Below are 19,052 nucleotides of genomic sequence, written 5' to 3' on the forward strand. Positions count from 1 at the left end.
CCACGTCCGGACGGTCGTCACGCTCCGTGCGCGTTACAGACGATCTTCCGGAACGGTCAGGAACCGGCCGGAAACTCGTGCACGACGACCGCCGCCGCGCCGACCCCCGGATGCCGCTGCAGGACCGCCTCGATCTCGCCCAGCTCCATCCGGACGCCGGAGATCTTGACCTGGCGGTCGACCCGGCCGAGGTACTGCAGCGTCGGCCGGCCCGCCCCGCCCGCGCCCGCCGGCAGCAGCCGCACCGCGTCGCCCGTCCGGTACAGCCGGCCGGTCGGCGTCGCGGCGAACGGGTCCTGATAGAACGCCTCGCGCGTCCGGTCGTGGTTGCCGAGGTAGCCCCGGCCGACGCACACGCCGCCGACGAACAGCTCGCCGGTCTCGTCCAGCTCGCACGCGCGCCAGGAGCCGTCGTCGTCCCGGCGCAGCACGTAGAGCTGGGCGTTGATGATCGGCGCGCCGATCGGCAGCCGCAGCAGCTCCAGGTCGGGCGCGGTGACGCGGTGGTGCGTGACGTCGTCGGAGCACTCGGTCGGGCCGTAGGCGTTGAGCAGCCCGGCGTGCGGCAGCGCCGTCAGCCAGCGGCGCGACAGCTCGGCGGGCAGCTCCTCGCCGGTCGCGATCATCCAGCGCAGGCCGCCGAGCGCGCCCGCCGGGGCGTCCGCGAGATCGTCCAGCAGATGGCGGACCATCGTCGGGACCAGCTCCACGATCGTGATGCCGCGCTCGTCCACCGCCCGCGCGAACGCCACCGGGTCGTGCGCGACGTCGTCGCCGACGATCTCGACCCGGCCGCCGAGGACGAGCGGGCACAGCATCTGCCAGACCGAGATGTCGAAGCCGAGCGGCGCGGTCTGCGCAAGGACGTCCGCCCCGGTCATGCCGAGGTCGGTGATCTTGGCGTAGAGGTGGTTGATCATGCCCTGGTGCTCGACCACCGCGCCCTTCGGCTTACCGGTGGAACCCGAGGTGAACAGCACGTAGCGGGGCTGGTCGAGGGAGTCCAGCCGGGGCGCGCCGGGCCACGGGTCGAACGCGCCGGCGGCGTCCGCGCGCTCCACCGCGCACCCGGCCTCGGCCGCGCCCGCCAGCAGCGCGGGGGTCGGCTCGCCCGCGACGACCAGCACCGCCGCGCCCGCCTGGGCGAGGACGTCGCGGACGCGCGCGGCGGGCCACGTCGCGTCGGCGGGCACGTACAGCGCGCCGATCAGCTCGGTCGCGAGGAACGCCGCGACGATCTCCCAGCCGCGCTCGCCGCCGACGCCGACGACCGTGCCCGGCTCGACGCCGCGCGCTTCCAGGAACGCGGCCGTCTGCCGGGCGCGCACCGCCAGCTCGGCGTAGGTGAGGCGGACGTCGCCGTCCACCACCGCGACGCGGGACGGGTCGGCGGCGAACCGCTCGACGCGCGCGATCACGGGGTCGGCGAGGTCGATCGCGCGCTCGGCGGTCATGCCGTGCCGGGCGGCGAGGACGCGCGCACGCTCCACCTCGGCGGCCGGGACGGGAAGGACGGGCAACTCCCCGTGATCCAGGAGCCGTTCGGCGACGCGTACGCCAGCATTCATCTTGACTCTCCGTGATCTGGGACGTCTCGACCGTCATCACTAATGGACCGGCCGCACCGGCCCGCGTTGACCGCGGCGATAGCTTATGTCCCGCTCGTCCATGCCTTCACCGAATCGGCGCATTCGATAGTACCCGCGGGTAACTCGGGGCTTGCCACCGGACATGGCCGAAGGTACCGTGATACTTCGCCCCAGTCCGGCCAGAACTGGGACGGACATCGGGGGAAGACGGGGGAACGGCCGGCCATCGCGAATTCCGGAACGCGACCCTCGGGACCTTGACCGCGGCGAATATCCGGAGTCGCGAGAAAAGGTCACTCCACTTCCGCCGGTCCCTCCACGGTAATTCTCTCAAGGGTGGCAGCGTGCCCATCATCACCTCGCCGCAGGAATTCAATGTCGACGACCTCTACGTGGATCTGCGCCCGGTACTCGACTGCCCGCTGTACCTCAAGTGCGAGGGATTCAATTTCGCCGGCTCGGTGAAACTCAAGGCCGCCGCCGCGATGGTCGCCGCGGCCGAGCGCGACGGCCTGCTGACCCCCGGCAGCACGATCGTGGAGTCGTCCTCGGGCAACCTCGGCATCGCGCTCAGCCTCATCGCCGCCGACCGCGGCCACCGCTTCGTCTGCGTCACCGACCCGCGCTGCAACCCGGCCTCGATGCGGCTGATGCGCGCCCTCGGCGCCGAGGTCCGCGTCATCTCCGCCAAGGACGAGAACGGCGGCTACCTGCAGAGCCGCATCGACTACGTCCGGGGGCTGACCGAGTCCGGCGGCGGCTACGTCTGGCTCAACCAGTACGCCAACAGCAACAACTGGCGGGCGCACTACTCCGGCACCGCGCCCGCGATCGACCGTCAGTTCCCCGATCTGGAGGTCCTGTTCGTCGGCGCGGGCACCACCGGGACGCTGATGGGCTGCGCCCGGTACTTCCGCGAGCACGACCGGCCCGTCACGATCGTCGCCGTGGACGCGGTCGGGTCGGTGACGTTCGGCGGCATCCCCGAGCGGCGCATGGTCCCCGGGCTCGGCACGAGCAGCCGGCCCGCGCTGGTGGACGAGTCCTACGTCGACGACGTCGTCCACGTCCCCGAGACCGACACGATCCGGACCGTCCACGCGCTGTCGTCGCGCGGGTTCCTGTTCGGCGGCTCGACCGGCACGGTCGTGTCCGGCGCGGCGCGCTGGCTCGCCGCCAAGTACCCCGGCGAGGAACCGGTCGCCGTCGCGATCGCCCCCGACCTCGGCGAACGCTATCTCGACTCGATCTACGAGGAGAGCTGGCTGCGCGAGAACTTCGCCGATATCGCGCACGAACTGCACCTTCCCGGCGCCGATATCCTCGGCGTTTGACACCTGCCCACACATTTCACGGAGTTTCGGTCATGACGCAGCCCCCGTCCTTCGCGGTGATCTCCGGCGCCCAGGTTCACGCGGCCGTCAGCGGGCGCGAGCGCGAGGTCACCGCCATGATCGAGGCCGCGTACCGGCTGCACGGCGCGGGACGGACCGTCAACCCCGACTCCTACTTCCTGCGCTTCCCCGACGAGCCCGCGAACCGGATCATCGCGCTGCCCGCGTCGGTCGGCGGCGAGGTCGACGTGCACGGCATCAAGTGGATCTCCAGCTTCCCCGGCAACGTCGCGGCCGGGATCCCGCGCGCGTCGGCCGTCCTGATCCTCAACGACACCGCGACCGGCTACCCGTTCGCGTGCCTGGAGAGTTCGATCATCAGCGCGGCCCGCACCGCCGCGTCCGCCGCCCTCGCCGCCGCCCGGCTCGCCGACGCCCGCGGCGCCCGGCCGCGCCGCGCGGGGTTCTTCGGCGTCGGGCTGATCGCCCGGTACGTCCACACCTACCTGGCGGCGAACGGGTTCGCGTTCGACGAGCTGCACGTCCACGACCTGTCGCGCGAGCACGCCGAGGGCTTCCGCGACTACCTGGAGCGCACCGGGTCCGGCGCGGTGACGATCCACGACGCGGCCGAGGACCTGGTGCGCTCGTCCGACCTGATCGTCTTCGCGACCGTCGCGGGCGAACCGCACGTCACCGACCCGAAGTGGTTCGAGCACAACCCGCTCGTGCTGCACGTGTCGCTGCGGGACCTCTCCCCCGAGATCATCCTGGCGTCGTACAACATCGTGGACGACGTCGACCACTGCCTGAAGGCCAACACCTCGCCGCACCTGGCCGAGCAGCGGGTGGGCAACCGGGACTTCGTCGCCGGAACCCTCTACGACGTCCTCACCGGCACGGCGACCCCGCCCGCCGACCGCCCGGTGATCTTCTCCCCGTTCGGCCTCGGCGTCCTGGACCTCGCCGTCGCCCGCCACGTCTACGACCGGGTGACCGAATCCGGCGAACTGCAAACGGTTCCGGGCTTCTTCCACGAGATGAAGCGCTACGGCTGATGCATAGGCCCGTCCGAGACGGGCAGGCGTCGGACATGAGCGAGCAGCGCGCCGACGTCCAGGGCCTCTCGGACGTCGACCTCATCGTGTACGAGGCGGTGGCGACGCTCGGCCAGGACGGTTCCGCCGCCGAGGCCGACCGCCTCCGGGACATGACGGACCTGCCCGAAGAGGACGTCTGGCAGGCCCTGAACCATCTCGTCCAGGCCAACCACGTCCACGCCACCGACCACGGCTACACCCTCGGCCCCCACGACTGGTCCGTGTGGCAGTGACCTATGTGAACTCGGACGTGTCCAGCTCGAACCCGAACGGTTCGGGCAGCAGCAGGCCCTTGCCGAACGGTTCCGTGACCGAAGCCCGGTAGTCGTTGCCCTCCGGGTCCCGGAACAACGTGGTCGACCGCGCCTCACGGTCGACCAGAAGGTAGAGCGAGAGGCCCGCTCCCGCATAGCAGCGACGTTTGGTCTCCCGGTCGCGCTCAGGGCGGCTGGAGGTCACCTCGCAGACCAGGACGACGCCATCGGTCGATCCCCAGACGAGGCCCCGGTCGAAGCAGTCGGCTTCGGTCGGCGCGAACGCGATGTCCGGGATCACGTGGCTCGTCGGGCGCCCGCTTCCGCTCGGCACGGTGAAGCCGACGTTCTGAACACCTTCGAGATCGACGCTGCTGTTCTTGTACACCTGCTTAACGATCTTGGTGATGATCCGCTCATGCCTGTCGATGGGGGGTGGCGACACGACGATCTCTCCGTCGATGAGTTCGGCTCGGAAGCCCTCGGGGGTTTCAAGGGCGAGGAAACCCTCCAGGAGGGCGTCCTCCGCCTCCTGCTGTGTCACGTGCTGGTCATGAACCATCGCGGTCATGCCCTGCTCCTTTCCTCGTCGCAAGGACGATAGCAGCAGAGCGCCACCTTTCGCCTACTCATCGTGAACCCCGGCAATGACGATTTCAGCGTACGGGCCGACGCCCTCGGTTTCACGTACCGGATCGTCCACATCGGCCCGGAGCTGATCGGCGCGGTGCTGGCGGACCTGACCGGACGGCGGGCCGCGCCGCCGCTGTTCGCCGCGCCCGTCGTGACGGACCCGCTGCTCGCGTGCCGGCTGCGGGCGCTGCACGCCGGGCTGCTCGGCGGCGCGTCCGCGCTGCGCCGGGACGAGCTGCTGACGGGCGCGGTCGCCGCGATGGTCGGCCGCGCCGCGACCCGGCGTCCGCGCGGCGCCTGTCCGGCGGCGGGGCCGCGCGCGGCGCGGATCGCACGGGACCGGCTGCGCGCCGCGCCGCTCGCGGACGTGGCCGCCGACGAGCTGGCCGCAGAGGCGGGCGTCAGCCGGTTCGCGCTCTACCGGGCTTTCCGGACGGCGTACGGGATGGCGCCGAGCGAGTACCAGCGGCTGCTGCGGCTCCGCACGGCGCGGCGGCTCATCGCGGCGGGACGGCCGCTCGCCGACGCGGCGGCGGCGAGCGGGTTCGCCGACCAGAGCCATCTGACGCGCTGGTTCGTCCGGTGCTACGGGGTGACGCCCGGCGCCTTCCGCGACGGGAATCGGGGAGAATGCCCGGCATGACGTTGCGGGCGAGCGGGTCGATGTTCGGGCTGGCGTACGGGGACGCGCTGGGCGCGCCCACCGAGTTCCTCGGTCTGGACGAGATCCGCGCCCGGTACGGGGACGACGGTCCGGGCGGTCCCGAGGGCGATCCGTGGCGCGTCACCGACGACACGCAGATGGGGCTCGCGGTCGCCGAGGGGCTGATCGAGGCGGGCGGCGAGCCGTCGCCGGAGCGGCTGGCGGCGATCTGGGGTCGGCGGTTCGTCGCGTGGGCCGAGAGTCCCGAGAACAATCGTGCGCCCGGGATGACGTGTTTGCGCGCTTGCGGCGGGCTCGCCGATGGTCTGCCTTGGGTCGAGGCGACGCAGGCGGGGTCGAAGGGGTGCGGGGCGAACATGCGGGTCACGCCCGTCGGGCTCGTCCCCGGGTGGAGCGACGCCGACCGCGCCGGGGCCGCGCAGCTCCAGGCCGCGCTGACCCACGGGCACCCGACCGGGCTGGCCGCCAGCGAGCTGACCGCGTTCACCGTGTGGTGGCTGCGCACCGGGCTGGAGCCGTCCGCGCTGCCCGGCGCCCTGCGCGCCCACGCGCACGCCCAGCGGACGACCTACCACGAGCGCTGGCTCGGCGACCTGTGGAAGCGGCCCGGCGTCGACTCCCCCGAGGCGTTCGCGGCGCGCGGCTGGGACGAGTGCCTGGCCGTCCTGGACCGGCTCGACGCCGCGCTCGCCGCGCCCGACCCGTCCGCCGACCCGTGCGCGGTCACCGGCGCGGGCTGGGTGGCCGAGGAGGCGTTCGCGACCGCGCTGCTGTGCTTCCTGCTGTTCCCCGGCGACCCGGTGCGCGCGATCCGGCGCGGCGCCGTCAGCTCCGGCGACTCCGACTCGATCGCGTGCCTCGCGGGCGCGTTCGCGGGCGCCCGGCACGGCCTGGACGCCTGGCCGCGCGCCTGGGCGGACCGCGTCGAGTACGCGCCCCGGCTCGCCCGCGCGGGCGCCGCCTGGGACTGACCTCCGCGTCCGGATCCGGCGAGCGGGCCGGGTCATGATCCGTCCGCGCGTACCCTGACGGCGGAGAACCGCAGGGGGGAAGCGCATGGCCGTCGTCACCTCGGGGTGCACTCCGTCGAGGTCCTGGCGCGTCCGGTGGACCGGCTCCCGGCGGGCGGCGCGGAGGTCCCGGTCGAGCGGATCGACGTGGCCGCCGCGGGCGCCGCGGCCGGGACGGCGGTCGCGCTCGCCCGGCTCGGCAACGACGTCGTCTCGGTCGGCGCGATCGGCGACGACGACCTCGGCGACCTGCTGACCCGCGTCATGACCCGCGCGGGCGTGGACGTGAGCGGGCTCGTCCGGCGCACCGGCGAGCGGACCGGCGCGGCGGTGCTCGCGGTCCGCGCGGACGGCGAGCGCTCGGCCCTGCACGTCCCCGGCGCCAACGTCACCCTCACCCCCGGCGCGGTGGACCCGGCGCTGCTGGCCGCCGCCGACGCCGTCCACCTCGGCGGCCCGGACGTCGCGTTCGGCCTCAACGACCCCGCGTTCTTCACCGCGCTGGAGGCCGCCCGCGCCACCGGGACGGCCGTCACGATGGACCTGTCCTCGACCGTCCCCGAACTGCTCCAGAACGCGGCGCCGTTCCTGCGGCACGCCGACTACGTGCTGCCCGACGAGCAGCAGGCGCTGGCGCTGACCGGCGCGTCCGACCCGGTCGCGGCGGCGCGGGCGATCCTCGCCGAGGGACCGGCGGCGGTGGTCGTGACGCTCGGCGAGCACGGCGGGCTGCTGGCGTCCGGCGCGGGCGTCGAGCGGCTGCCCGCCCCCGCGTCCGAGCCCGAGGTCGTCGGGGCCGCCGGGCGCGGCGACGCGTTCAGCGCCGGGTTCCTCACGGCGCTGCTGCGCGGCCTCGGCCCGGCGGAGGCGGCGCGGTGGGGCATCGCCGCCGCCGCGACCGTCGTGCGGGGCGCGGCGCTCTGCCTGTCGTCGCTCAAGGCGATGCTCTGAGACGGAAACGGTCTCCGGACGCGGGCCGCGCCGCCCGCGTCCGGAGACCGTCCTGAGAACATGGACGCCGCCACGTTCGTCCCGGTTTCATCGTCAGGAGGAATTCTGGACGAGTTCCTCCATCGTTCCCCGCGCCGCGAACACCGCCGCCGCCGCGCGGACGAGCTGCTCCAGCCGGAACACCTCCGAGCGGTGGAACGGCGGCGCGCCCGTCCGGGCCACGACCAGCACGATGTCCTCGGGCATCGGCGCGACGGCGAACTGGGTGCCGTCCGGCGCGGTGAACGCGCGCGGACGCAGCGGCTCCAGCGCCGGCAGCTCGACCCCGGCCGCGCCGCCGAGGCTGACGTGCAGGGCGACCGGGCCGTCCGGGCCGATCTCGGCGAGCGCCGCCCAGTCCGCGCTGAGCAGCGCCGGGACGGCGTCGGCGAGCGTCAGCGGCCCGCGCGAGGGGTCGGCGACGAGATGGCCGAGCAGCTCGGCGTCGGGGAACGCGCCCTGCGGCTCGACGGTCGGCCAGATGCCCACGATGTCCACGCCGGTGATCGCGGCCAGCCCGTCGCAGAGCCGCTCGATGCCCGCGCCGGCGGGCCAGGCGACGGTGAAGTCGTCCAGCGCACGGCCGCCGTCGCGCTCCAGGACGGCCATCTGGGCCACGTCGGCCCCCGCCGCGCCGAGCGTCCGCGCGACCTGCCCGAGCGCGCCCGGACGATCGGGCAGCCGCACCCGTACCCGCAGCAACATCGTCACCTCCCGCTTCCGGCACCGCACGAATCGGCACCGGCGTTCACCCTGGTCGAAGCCCGTTTCCAGAGTGTTACCCCGATGTATCCGCGGTGAGAAACCAGCGGTCGGAGCCGTGAGCGCGCGATACTCGCCACATACTCACGACATCGGTGGGCCTACCCGGTGCCCGCCCGGAGCGTTAAGGTGACTGCACGTGTCGAGCGACCCGGATCCCGCTGTCAGCGCCGACCCCGCGTCGGACCCTCCGGACGAGGGCGTCGTCCCTCCGCACGAGCCTCCGCCGGAACCCCCGGCCGAGCCTCCGCACGGGGAGATCCTCGCGGCGCTGGCGGCCCTCGGATCCAGGCTCGACCGCGAGCACGAGCGGGCCGCGCACCGGGAGGCCGTCATCGACCGGCTGCACGAGGAGAACCAGCGGCTGCGCCGCGGCGAGCTGGAGGGCGCCCTGGAGCCGCTGCGCGCCGCGCTGTACCGCTGCCACGACCTCGCCCGCCGCGAGGCCCGCCGCTGGGCCGGGGACGAGCCGCCCGACCCGGCCGGCGCCGCCGCCGTGCTCGCCGCCCTCGCCGACGACATCGCCGACGCGCTCGCCCGCTCGGGCGTGGAGCGCTTCACCGCCGCGCCCGGCGAGCCCTACGACGCGTCCCGGCACCGTCCGGTGGCCGTGGAGACCGTCGCGGACGCCGAGCTGGACGGCATGATCACCGCCGTGTCCGGGGACGGGTTCGAGCGCGACGGACGGGTCGTCCGCAAGGCCGAGGTGAGCGTCGCCCGGACCGTCCCGGCGGCCCGGGACGCCCCCGCCGCCGAGAACGGCTGCGCCGAGCCGGACCGAGCGAGACGATGAGCACCGAACGCGGTACCGATAGGTGAAGAGGGACATGGCTGTCTACGGGATCGACCTGGGAACCACGTACTCCTGCATTGCCTCCATCGACGATGTGGGACGCCCCGCGGTCCTGCGGAACCTGGAGGGCACCGACACGACCCCGTCGGTGGTGTACTTCGAGAGCGGCGACAACGTCGTGGTGGGCGCGACCGCCAAGGACACCGCGGTGCTGGACCCCGGCAACGTCGTCAGCCTCATCAAGCGCGACATGGGCCGGGACGTCACGCGCCGCATCCACGGCATCGACTTCAAGCCCGAGGAGCTGTCGGCGTTCATCCTGCTGAAGCTCGCCACCGACGCGCGCACCAGCGCGGGCGAGGAGGCGCGGGACGTGGTGATCACCGTCCCGGCGTACTTCGGCGCGGCCGAGCGGGACGCCACGCACAAGGCGGGCCGGATCGCGGGCCTGAACGTCATCGACATCGTGTCCGAGCCGATCGCGGCGGCGATCACCTACGGGGTGCTGAACCCCGACGCCGACCGGACGATCCTCGTCTACGACCTCGGCGGCGGAACGTTCGACACGACGGTGATCGCGCTGCGCGGCGGGCACATCGAGGTCGTCTGCACCGACGGCGACCACGAGCTGGGCGGCGCGGACTGGGACGCGCGGATCGTGGAGTTCCTCGCCGAGCGGTTCCTCGCCGAGCACCCCGGCGCGTCCGACCCGCTGGACGACCCGCAGACCGAGCAGCAGCTCCGCCGGGACGCCGAGGACGCCAAGAAGTCGCTGACGACGCGGACCGTCCACACCGTCCGGGTCATGCACGACGGGCGGGTCGCGGCGGTCGAGCTGACGCGGGAGAAGCTGGAGGACCTGACCCGCGACCTGCTGGACCGGACGATCGAGATCACCGGGCGGACGCTCGCGACGGCGGCGGAGAAGGGCGTCCACGACTACGACGACCTGGTGCTCGTCGGCGGCTCCACGAAGATGCCGGTCGTGGCGGCGCGGCTGGAGACCGAACTCGGCCTGCGCGCCCGCCTCCAGGACCCCGACCTGGCGGTGGCCAAGGGCGCGGCGCTGTACGCGTTCGAGGAGACCTACCGCCGCCTGGTGCGCGAGGGCGCGGCCGAGCGCGCCGAGGAGATGGCGAACCGGGCGGGCCTGTCCGCCGAGCAGCAGCGCCAGATCGCGGGCCGGACGATCCGCACGGTCGCCTCGCACGCCTTCGGCATCGTCGTGGTGGACCGGGAGACGGGCGAGGAGAGCGTCGCGCACCTCGTCCACGCCAACGACGAGCTGCCCGCCGCGCGCTCGGAGGACTTCTTCACGGTCTTCGACGACCAGGACTCGGCGGACGTCAGGGTGATGGAGCAGGCCGGCAGCGTCGAGTCCCCCGACCTGCTCGACAACAACGAGATCGCGGCCGGCGACATCCGCATCCCGGCGGGCAAGCGCGCGGGCTGGCCGATCGAGGTGACGTTCCAACTCGACGCGTCCGGGCTCCTGAACGTGGCGGCGGTGGAGAAGGAGAAGGGCGAGCGCCTGGACCTCAAGATCGACGTGGGCGGCATGTCCGAAGAGGAGGTCGAACGCTCCCGCACCGCCCTGTCCCGCGTCCAGGTGAGCTGACCCCCCGTGCCCCCGAACCCCCCGCTCGTTCCCCTCGCCCCAAGCCCGACGACCGCGCGCAGCAAGGCACGAGCGCGCGCGACGAGGAACGCCGCGAACGAAGGGCCGCCCGCCCCTCGAACGGGAACGGGCGGATGAGCGGCGGGCGCGCGCCGCGCGCTGGACTGAGGAGCGGCGGGAGCTTGCGACCAGAGCGACGAGGGAAGCGCGCGGCTGAAGGCGCGCCCGCCCCGCCGAGCGGAGCGAGGCCATGAACACGGACGAGGAGTACAGGCGGGCTGTTCTTGAGCCCGCTCGGGCCGCCGGGGATCAGCCGCCGGAGGATCTGCGCGTCCGGTACATGTTGCGGGAGCCGTTGGAGCCCGCGGCGGTCGCGGCGGCGGTGAAGCAGGTCCGGCAGTGCTGGCGGCGGGCTCGTGGGCAGCTGAAGTACCGGCGGCTGGTGGACCGGCTGGAGGCCGAGCACCGGGAGCTGGCGGCGGTGTTCGCGGCGGCCGAGCGCGGCGACGTCCGGCCGCTGGCGGAGCGGCTGCGGGGCGGGCGGGAGCGCGACGAGCGGCGGCGCGAGGCCGTGCGGGCGCGGCTGGCGGACGCGGCGGGCGCGCTGCGGATGGTGACGCCGGCCGAGGTGGAGGCGATCGCGCGGGCGGCGGGCGTCCCGGCGGACGAGGGCCGCGCGTTGGCCGCCGTCGAGCGGATCGACGTCCGCGAGCCGGACCGGCTGCCGCCGACGGCGCCGTACGCGGCGTATCCGAAGGTGCGGGAGTCGCTGGACGTCCTCGGCCGCCGCCATCTGCCCGACTTCCTGTTCGGCGAGCGCCTGACCGGCCCGATGCGCGTGCTGGACGGGTTCGCGGCGGCGGGCGTGACGCTGGACGCGGCGGCGGTGGAGGCGGCGGTCGCGGCGTGGGCGCGGCGCAGCCGGGACACGAGCACGACGCACGCCGGGACGATCCTGGCGGGCCTGCGCTCGGACGCCGACCCGTCCGAGCTCGTCCGCTACGACATCGTGGAGCGGTTGCGGGAGCGGGCGCGGCAGCGGGCGTCGGAGCGGGCGCTGCTGCGGTTCGCGATGGAAGACCTCGGGATCGAGCCGGGCGACGCGCGGCGGCTGGTGTTCGCGATCGTCCGGGAGTCGGGCGGGGGCGGCGGCGTCGCGGCGCGGCTGCGGGCGCTGCTGGACGCGGGCGAGGTCTACGCGGCGGCGGAGATGGCCGACGGCGGCCTGGACAACGACGCCCCGGACGAGGCGGCGGTGCTCGCGGCCGAGGCGCGCAGGCGCGTCGAGGCGGCGGTGCGGCTGCGCGAGCAGGCGGCGGCCGAGACCGACCCCGACCGCGCGTGGCGGCTGCTGGCCGACGCGCTGCGCCTGGTCGGCGACCTGCCCGGCGCGGCCGAACTCCAGCGGCGGCTGCCGCCCGAGCCCGTCCCGGCGGTGCGCGCGGACGTGGACGTGACGGCGGGCGGCACGACGGTCCGGCTGTTCTTCGAGCCGTCGCCGTCCACGGCGGGCGACGTCCGGTACCACGTGGTGCGGCGCCGCGACCGTCCACCGCGCGGCGCGGCCGACGGCGAACCGCTCGTCGGCGGCCGAGACGAACGCCCGCCGGTGAACGCCCCGCTGTACTACGCGGTGACGGCCGTGCGCGGCGAGGCGGCGTCGGCGCCGGTGGTGACCGGCCCGGTGGTCGTCCGCCCGGAACCGGCGGACGTGGCGGTGGCGGCGGGCGACGGCGTCGTGACGGGCCGGTGGCGGCTGCCCGCCGAGGCCGCCGGGGTACGGGTGACGCGCGACGGCCACCGCGTGCCCGCGACGCGCGACGGGTTCTCCGAGATCGTCCCGAACGAGGCGACGCACCACTACCTGATCGCGGCCGTCTACCTGGACGCCGACGGACGCGAGGTCGTGACGCCGGGCGTCCGGCGGTCCGCCGCGCCGAGCGCGCCGCCCGACCCGGTGTTCGAGCTGGCCGCCGCCCCGGACCCGGCCGACCCGGACGCCCTGTTCGTCCGGTTCGACCCGCCGGGGCACGGGACGGTCGAGCTGGTCCTGACGCACGAGCCGCCGCCGTGGCCGCGCAGCGCGCTGCTCCCGGTGGCGGAGCTGCGCGGCGTCGTGCGGCGGCTGCCGTCGGATCCGGCGCCGGGCGGGCTGCGGGTGCGGCCGGGCTCGGCGGGCTGGATCATGGCGGTGACGGTGGCGGGCGGGTTCGCGGCCATCGGAGCGCACCACCGGCACGTCCACCTGCCCCCGCCGGGACGCGTGGTCGCCGACCGGCGCGGCGGGCACGTCCATCTCGGGTTCGACTGGCCGGGCGACGCCGCCGAGGTCGAGGTGGCGTTCCGGGTGGGGCGCAGCGGCGACGGCCGTCCGGTGACGAGGCGGGCGGTGACCCGCGCGGCCTACGACACGCAGGGCGGGCTCCGGCTGCCGGTGCCCGAGGACGAGCCGGTGGAGGTGACGGTCGCGGCGGTCGGGACGGCCGGGGACGGGCGGCTGACGGGCCCGGCGGTGTCGGCGCGGGTGGCGGCGCGGACGGTCGTCGCCTACGAGCTGGTGCGCGGCGGCCCGCCGTGGCGCCGGTCGCTGACGGTCCGGCTCAGCGCGGGACGGGCCGCGCGGATCGGCCGGCTGGAGCTGGTGCTGCGCGAGGGACGGGTGATGCCGCACCGCGCGGGCGACGGGGAGACGGTCCAGGTGTGGGAGTCGGTGCCGGTGCCGGGCGAGGTGACGGTCGATCTCCCGCGTGTCGCGGGGCCCTACTGGCTGCGGTGCTTCGCCGATGATGATGTGATCGAACTCGGCGACCCCCCCGTCCGCTCCCTCCGGGTCGCCAAGTAGGAGGTCCCCGTGTCCCGTTCGCCGCTCGCGCCCCGGGTGAGCCTGCCGAAGGTCCCGTCCCGGCAGGCCGTCACCTGCCCGTACTGCTTCGCCGTGACGTCCGCGCACCGGATCCCGTTCCGGTGCCGGGGGCAGGCGGGCCGCCGGGCGGGCTGCGCGCCGGTGCTGGACGAGCGGCTGGCGGCCTACACCGGGTCGGCGGCGGGCGCGTCGCTGCCGCCGGTGTTCGCCGCGCCGGGCCGGGGCGGCCGGGCGGACTGCCCGGCGTGCGGGCAGCCGACGGGCAGCCGGGTGTGCGGCGAGTGCCACAATCCGCTGCCGTCGGCGTACTGCGAGGCGCCGGGCCGGATCGTGGCGCTGGTCGGCGCGAAGAACGCGGGCAAGAGCACCTACATCGCGGTGCTGCTGCACGAGCTGATGAACCGGGTCGGGACGGAGCTGGACGCGTCCCTGGTCGCCTGCGACGACCGGACGATCGAGCGCTACAAGCGGGACTTCGCGCGTCCGCTGCTGGAGGAGCGCCGCCTGCTGCCGACGACGGCGTCCGCCGCGACGTCGCCGCGCGAGCCGCTCGTCTACCTGCTGACGCGGACGCGGCGCGGCCGGTTCGCGCGCGAGCGCACCGACTCGCTGGCGCTGGTGCTGTTCGACACGGCGGGCGAGGACCTGCGCAGCCGGGAGGTCCGCGACCTGCACCTGCGGTACCTGGAGGCGGCGGACGCGATCATCTTCCTGGTCGACCCGCTGGAGCTGCCGGGCGCGGGCTCGGCGCTCGCCGGGTCGCCGCCGCCGCCCGACGCCGATCCCGACGCCGAGCCGGTGAACATCATCGCGCGGGTGACCGAGGCGCTGCGGCTGCGGCGCGGGATGAAGCCGGGCGAGCGGCTGCCGGTGCCGGTCGCGGTGGCGCTCACCAAGATCGACGTTCTGGTGCCGGAGATGGCGCGGCAGTCGGCGCTGCACCGGACGCGGTCGGGCACGGGCGTGCTGGACCTGGACGACCGCGACGCCGTCCACGAGCAGGTCCGGTCGCTGCTGCACGAGTGGCAGGCCGGACGGCTGGAGACCTTCCTCGGGCAGCAGTACGCCGACTTCGCGCTGTTCGGGCTGTCGGCGCTCGGCGGCGTGCCGGAGAACGGGCGGGTCGGGCCGGGCGGCGTCCGGCCGCATCGGGCCGAGGATCCGCTGTTGTGGCTGCTGTACCGGTTCGGCATGCTGGACGGGGTTCGAGGTCGGGGAGCGTGACCTGAGTGGCCTGGCAGATGCACTACACGTCCGCGCGGAACGGGCCGACCGGCCGGTCGGGGTTCCAGTTCACGGCGGAGACGCCGGGCCTTCCCGACCGGGTGCGCGCGGCGGTGGCGCCCTTCCTGGCCTACCGTCCGCCGCCCGCCGCGCCGCTGTCGCCGGGGCCCGGCGAGCTGGCGGCGTTCCCGGTCGCGCTGCTGTACGACCGGGTGGACGGCCGTCCGCTGCTGGCCCGCTCCCGCTACCTCGGGCAGGACTACTCGGGCCGGTACGGCAACTTCTTCGCGCACGCGGTCGTCGCCGAGCCGGACGAGCTGGAGGGCCTGCGCCCCGCCGAGCTGTGGGACGCGCCGCTGTGGCGGGCCGGCCCGACGGCGCTCGGCGCGCTGCCCGAGGTCCCCGACCTGGCGCCGGACGCGGCGTTCGCGCCGGACGCGCTCGCCGAGTGGCTGCGCGGCCAGCCGGACCTGCTCGCGCCGCTGGTGGACGCGGTGGTGACCGTCCTCGGGCGCGGCCACGGCCGGGTGGTCCTGGTCGCGGCGGACGTGGAATTGATCGCCCGGTGGATCGCGGTCGTGTCGTACTCGCTGCCGGTCGCGGCGGCCGAGCGGCTGACGTTCGTCACCTACAGCGCCGACCCCGACGGCGCGGGCCAGCGCGTCGTCGGGACGACCCCGGACGCGTGGGCCGCCGCGCAGTACCAGGGCGGCCCGGCGTTCGCGCTCGGCGACCCGCCCCCGCCGCACCGGCCGGTGAGCCGGTTCGCGCGGACGGTCGCGGCGTGCTGGCGGGCGGGCGACTTCGCGGCCCTGGACGCGCTCGGCGAGCTGGCCCTGCTGGACGGCGCCGACCCGCCGGGGCCGCGCGCCCTGGAGCGCGCGGCGGCGCTGCTCGCGCTGTGCCGGGGCGAGGCGCGGGTGACGCCGGACGAAGAGGCGGGCGCGGCGGCGCTGCTGGCCCGGTCCGGCCGGGACCTGCCCGAATGGGTCTGGCGGGACCTCGTGCCGGGCGTCCCGTCGATGGGCGTGGACCTCGCGGTCGCCGTCGAGGACCGGGCGCGCGCTGCGGGCGCGGTCGACGTGGCGGGGCAGTGCGCGCTGCGGGCCGTGACGGCGGCGCTGGACGACCCGTCCACGCGGGACCGGCTGCCGCGCCGCGCGCTGCCGCTCGTGCTGCGCCCGGCGCTGGAGCCCGCCGTGACGTCCGCGCTGGCGGCGGCCGAGGAGCTGACCGACGTCGCGCACATCGCCGGGATCGCGGCGGCGGCGGGCGCGCCCGCGCGGCCGGGCGAGGTCCGGGCGGCGGCGCAGGGCCGGGCGCGGGTCGGCGCGGCGGACGTCCCGGCGGCCCTCGCGGCGTGCCCGGACGCGGCGCGCGGCGCGCTGCTGGCCGGGGTCGTCACGGGCCTCGCGGCGGCGGACGCGCGGACCCGCGCCGCCGTCCTCGGCGACCGGGCGTGCGACCTGCTGCACGACGCGGCGCGCGACGACCCGGATCTGTGGCCGTCCGCGCCGGAGGTGGCGCTCGCGGTGCTGGACTCGGTCGGCCGCCGCCGCCCGCTGCACCGCGTGGCCGTCACCGCCGACCTGCTCTCCCTCGCCGACGTCGAGTCTGTGCTTCCCCGACCAACCGCTCTCCCCCGACCAACCGACCCCGACCGACCTCCCGGCCCCGACCGACCTCCCGTCGATGCCGTCCTGGAGCGGTTGTGGGCGGCGGCGCCGCAGCCCGGCGAGTGCCTGGAGCTGCTGGAGTCGCACGCCGCCGCGTTCGGGGAGCGGCCGGTGCTCGCGGAGCTGCCGTCCCGGACGTTCGCGCGCGCCCTCGGCGACGCCGACATCGGCGTGGAGGTGCTGCGGCTCGCCGCCCGCGTCCGCTCCGCGCCGCCCGGCCCGGACGCGGACCGGGACGCGGCGGCCGTCCAGGCGTGCGCGACGGCGATCGGCGCGGAGCGCCCGGACGCCGCCGCCGAGGCCCTGGCCGCGCTCGCCGACCGCGGCGCGGGCCCGCTCGCCGAGCCCGCGTTCGGCGTCGCCGCCGGCCGCCTCGCCCGCCGCGACCCGGTGTTCCGCGCGGCGCTGCTCGCGGCGGCGCCCGCCCGGCTGCGCGCCCGGCTCGGCGCCCGCTGGACCGGCGCCCTGCCCGGCCGGGGCGGCGACCCGGCCGTCCGGCACGAACTGATCGAGACGGTCCTGCGGATGCGGGCGCTCGGCGCGGCGGACCCGGCGCTGGAGACCTGGGCGCGGACGGCGGTGACGCGCTGGTTCGCGGGCCGCAGGCTGGAGGCCCACTTCGGCGGCGACCCGGCCCTGCGCTCCGCCCTGCGCGACCTCGCCGCCGAGGCGCGCACCGGGAACCGAGGACGGCAGGGCGCATGAATCCGGTGATGGTCGCGGTGCTGGCGGCGGCGTGGGTCGCCGCGATGCTGGTCGGGTTCGGGGTGGTCTTCCCGGTGCTGTTCCCGCTGACGCTCGTCGTCGCGGGGCTCGGCGCGGCGGCGCTGTCGTATCTCCAGGCCTGCCGGGCGCTGACGCCGTCGTCGCGGTCGGGGCCGTCGCCGGTGCCCGCCCCGGAGGTCTCCTACCGGCACTACCTGCTCGGGCAGGTCTGGCGCGACTGGTGGGCCATCGCGCGCGAGGTCGGGCCGCGCGTGTGGACGCTGGCCCGGGACGTCGTCCTCCGGCTGACGGAGGTGCTGCTCGGCGGCCCGTGGGGATGGTTCGCGTTCCCGGTGTGGCTGGCGCTGTGCGCGGGGATCGTCGTCGCGGCCGTGCCCGCCGCCGTCCTCGCGCTCGCGCTGACCGCGCTGTACGGGGTCGTCGCGGCGGTCGGGCTCGCGGGCTGGCTGGCGTGCGCGGTGGTGCTCGCCGCCGTGGAGCGCGTGTTCACCGCCTACGGCCGCATCCTCCAGACGTGCCCGCACCCGTTCTGCTACGAGCGCATCGGCCTGCCGGTGTACGCGTGCCCGGGGTGCGGGGCGCGGCACGCGCGGCTCGTCCCCGGCCCGGCGGGCGCGTTCCGGCACGTCTGCCGGTGCGGGACGCGGCTGCCGACGACCGTCCTGCTCGGCCGGTTCCGGCTCGCCGCGTACTGCCCGCACTGCTCGGGACGGCTCCCGCCGCGCATCGGCCGCGTCCGGGTCGAGCCGCTGCCGTTCGTCGGCGGCCCCGGCGCGGGCAAGACGACGTTCATGATGCTCGGCATCCGCGCCCTGCACGCGCGGGCGCGGGCCGTCGACGGACGGGTCGCGTTCGTCGAGGGACGGCACGCCGAGGCGTACGCGGCGACGGTCCGCGCGTTCCGCTCCGGGGGCCGTCCGCCCAAGACCGGCCCGGACCTGCCGCTCGCGACGATGCTGGACGTGGAGCTGCCCGCCGGACGGCGCGGCAAGCCCGCCCGCCGCATCCTCTATCTGTTCGACCCGGCGGGCGAGCATTTCGCCGGGTCGACCGAGGTGGAGTCGCTGCGCTACCTCGACCACGGCGAGACGCTGCTGTTCATCGTGGACCCGTTCGCGCTGCCGCAGGTGAACCGGTCGCTGACGGCCGTCGAGCGGGCGCGGGTGGAGGCGGCGGCGGGGCCGTCCGGCGAGGACCCGGCCGACACGCTCCAGCGGGTGCTGAACGAGCTGCGGTCGCGGCCGGACCGGGGACGGCAGAAGCGCGTCGCGGTCGTCATCACCAAGACGGACCTGCTGCTCACCACCGAGATCGGCAAGAAGCTGTACGAGGACCCGGACCTGCGCGGCTGGCTGCGCGCGGTCGGGCTCGGCAACATCGTGCGGGCGCTGGACCACGTGGCGGCCGACGTCCGGTACTTCGGGTCGGGTCTCGCGACGGACCCGTCCTACATCGCGGACCTGCTCGGCTGGGCGGCGGGCCTGTCCCCCGCCGAGCCGTCGGACGCCCCGGCGTCCCCGGACCCGGCCGACGAGATCCCCGGCACCGCCCCGCTGCGCGCTCCGTGGCCGGTGCGGGGCCGGGACGCGGCGCTCGTCCCGGCGGGCTACCAGGTCGGCCGGTGGACCGTGCTGGCGGGCATGTCGGCGCTGACCGTCCTCGCCATCGCCGTCTCGGCGGCGGAGGTGACGGCCCGGCTGGCACACTGGCCCTGACCGGTTGTGTGACGTATGCCACTTCCTGACGCGGCAGATAACGGAGCGTCCTACGGTTGCACCAGCCGGAGCCGCTTTCGATCCGCCGACAGGAAGGCCCG

The 19,052-nt window shown here is 75.5% G+C and carries 15 protein-coding genes; 12 read left to right on the forward strand and 3 right to left on the reverse strand.

All coding sequences use genetic code 11. The features are described from left to right. Positions 1-56: 56 nt before the first annotated feature. A complete protein-coding gene (locus GQ466_RS25390; RefSeq protein ID WP_161105556.1) occupies positions 57-1,568 on the reverse strand; it encodes an amino acid adenylation domain-containing protein in 1,512 nt (503 codons plus the stop codon). A gap of 365 nt (positions 1,569-1,933) precedes the next feature. Here GQ466_RS25390 and sbnA point away from each other — a divergent pair, with 365 nt between their 5' ends. From sbnA to GQ466_RS25405, 3 genes are read left to right on the forward strand one after another with little or no spacing between them, the layout of a single operon-like run. Further along, positions 1,934-2,923 carry a 2,3-diaminopropionate biosynthesis protein SbnA gene (gene sbnA, locus GQ466_RS25395; protein ID WP_161105557.1) on the forward strand — a complete coding sequence of 330 codons (990 nt, stop codon included), beginning with the start codon at positions 1,934-1,936 and terminating at the stop codon, positions 2,921-2,923. 32 nt (positions 2,924-2,955) lie between these two features. Then, positions 2,956-3,981, forward strand: a complete 1,026-nt coding sequence (gene sbnB, locus GQ466_RS25400; RefSeq protein WP_161105558.1) for a 2,3-diaminopropionate biosynthesis protein SbnB — start codon at positions 2,956-2,958, stop codon at positions 3,979-3,981. Positions 3,982-4,016: 35 nt separating this feature from the next. After that, positions 4,017-4,256 (forward strand): hypothetical protein, encoded by a 240-nt coding sequence (locus GQ466_RS25405; protein ID WP_161105559.1) that lies wholly within the window; start codon positions 4,017-4,019, stop codon positions 4,254-4,256. Position 4,257: 1 nt separating this feature from the next. Here the strand turns inward: GQ466_RS25405 and GQ466_RS25410 are convergent, their stop codons facing one another. Further along, entirely contained in the window at positions 4,258-4,848 is a 591-nt protein-coding gene (locus GQ466_RS25410) for a Uma2 family endonuclease (RefSeq protein WP_161105560.1), read from the reverse strand. Between the two features lie 63 nt (positions 4,849-4,911). Between GQ466_RS25410 and GQ466_RS32975 the strand changes: the two genes are divergently transcribed. The 3 genes from GQ466_RS32975 (at position 4,912) to GQ466_RS25425 (ending at position 7,535) form a co-directional block, all read left to right on the forward strand. Further along, positions 4,912-5,553: a helix-turn-helix domain-containing protein gene (locus GQ466_RS32975; RefSeq protein WP_337193623.1), complete on the forward strand. Its 642-nt coding sequence runs from the start codon at positions 4,912-4,914 to the stop codon at positions 5,551-5,553. After that, on the forward strand, positions 5,550-6,545 hold the full coding sequence (locus GQ466_RS25420; protein ID WP_161105561.1) for an ADP-ribosylglycohydrolase family protein: 996 nt from the start codon (positions 5,550-5,552) through the stop codon (positions 6,543-6,545). The genes GQ466_RS32975 and GQ466_RS25420 overlap by 4 nt, the downstream gene beginning before the upstream one ends. Positions 6,546-6,650: 105 nt before the next feature. Continuing rightward, positions 6,651-7,535: a carbohydrate kinase family protein gene (locus tag GQ466_RS25425; RefSeq protein ID WP_337193624.1), complete on the forward strand. Its 885-nt coding sequence runs from the start codon at positions 6,651-6,653 to the stop codon at positions 7,533-7,535. Between the two features lie 93 nt (positions 7,536-7,628). Here the strand turns inward: GQ466_RS25425 and GQ466_RS25430 are convergent, their stop codons facing one another. After that, positions 7,629-8,279, reverse strand: coding sequence for an ACT domain-containing protein (locus GQ466_RS25430; protein WP_161105747.1), 651 nt, complete (start codon positions 8,277-8,279; stop codon positions 7,629-7,631). A 196-nt stretch (positions 8,280-8,475) separates the two neighbouring features. Between GQ466_RS25430 and grpE the strand changes: the two genes are divergently transcribed. The 6 genes from grpE to GQ466_RS25460 all read left to right on the forward strand — a co-directional run bounded on the left by grpE (position 8,476) and on the right by GQ466_RS25460 (position 18,951). Then, complete coding sequence (grpE, locus tag GQ466_RS25435; RefSeq protein ID WP_161105562.1) at positions 8,476-9,129, forward strand: nucleotide exchange factor GrpE; 654 nt, start codon at positions 8,476-8,478, stop codon at positions 9,127-9,129. A gap of 34 nt (positions 9,130-9,163) precedes the next feature. After that, the gene (locus GQ466_RS25440; RefSeq protein WP_161105563.1) at positions 9,164-10,747 is read left to right on the forward strand and encodes an Hsp70 family protein; all 1,584 of its coding nucleotides are present in this window, start codon (positions 9,164-9,166) and stop codon (positions 10,745-10,747) included. 250 nt (positions 10,748-10,997) lie between these two features. Next, on the forward strand, positions 10,998-13,589 hold the full coding sequence (locus GQ466_RS25445; protein ID WP_161105564.1) for a SaeA-related protein: 2,592 nt from the start codon (positions 10,998-11,000) through the stop codon (positions 13,587-13,589). 9 nt (positions 13,590-13,598) lie between these two features. Continuing rightward, the gene (locus GQ466_RS25450; RefSeq protein ID WP_337193625.1) at positions 13,599-14,834 is read left to right on the forward strand and encodes a TRAFAC clade GTPase domain-containing protein; all 1,236 of its coding nucleotides are present in this window, start codon (positions 13,599-13,601) and stop codon (positions 14,832-14,834) included. Between the two features lie 5 nt (positions 14,835-14,839). Continuing rightward, on the forward strand, positions 14,840-17,215 hold the full coding sequence (locus GQ466_RS25455; RefSeq protein ID WP_161105565.1) for a GAP1-N2 domain-containing protein: 2,376 nt from the start codon (positions 14,840-14,842) through the stop codon (positions 17,213-17,215). Then, entirely contained in the window at positions 17,212-18,951 is a 1,740-nt protein-coding gene (locus GQ466_RS25460; protein WP_161105566.1) for a TRAFAC clade GTPase domain-containing protein, read from the forward strand. The genes GQ466_RS25455 and GQ466_RS25460 overlap by 4 nt, the downstream gene beginning before the upstream one ends. Positions 18,952-19,052: the final 101 nt, after the last annotated feature.

This window comes from Actinomadura rayongensis, assembly GCF_009831215.1.
Taxonomy (GTDB): Bacteria; Actinomycetota; Actinomycetes; order Streptosporangiales; family Streptosporangiaceae; genus Spirillospora; species Spirillospora rayongensis.

Bases quoted from the DNA above. Each gene is read 5' to 3' on its own strand.
- GQ466_RS25390 (WP_161105556.1), bottom strand. From the start codon at position 1,568: ATGAATGCTGGCGTACGCGTCGCCGAACGGCTCCTGGATCACGGGGAG.
- sbnB (WP_161105558.1), top strand. From the start codon at position 2,956: ATGACGCAGCCCCCGTCCTTCGCGGTGATCTCCGGCGCCCAGGTTCAC.
- GQ466_RS25405 (WP_161105559.1), top strand. From the start codon at position 4,017: ATGAGCGAGCAGCGCGCCGACGTCCAGGGCCTCTCGGACGTCGACCTC.
- GQ466_RS25410 (WP_161105560.1), bottom strand. From the start codon at position 4,848: ATGACCGCGATGGTTCATGACCAGCACGTGACACAGCAGGAGGCGGAG.
- GQ466_RS25420 (WP_161105561.1), top strand. From the start codon at position 5,550: ATGACGTTGCGGGCGAGCGGGTCGATGTTCGGGCTGGCGTACGGGGAC.
- GQ466_RS25430 (WP_161105747.1), bottom strand. From the start codon at position 8,279: ATGTTGCTGCGGGTACGGGTGCGGCTGCCCGATCGTCCGGGCGCGCTC.
- GQ466_RS25440 (WP_161105563.1), top strand. From the start codon at position 9,164: ATGGCTGTCTACGGGATCGACCTGGGAACCACGTACTCCTGCATTGCC.
- GQ466_RS25445 (WP_161105564.1), top strand. From the start codon at position 10,998: ATGAACACGGACGAGGAGTACAGGCGGGCTGTTCTTGAGCCCGCTCGG.
- GQ466_RS25460 (WP_161105566.1), top strand. From the start codon at position 17,212: ATGAATCCGGTGATGGTCGCGGTGCTGGCGGCGGCGTGGGTCGCCGCG.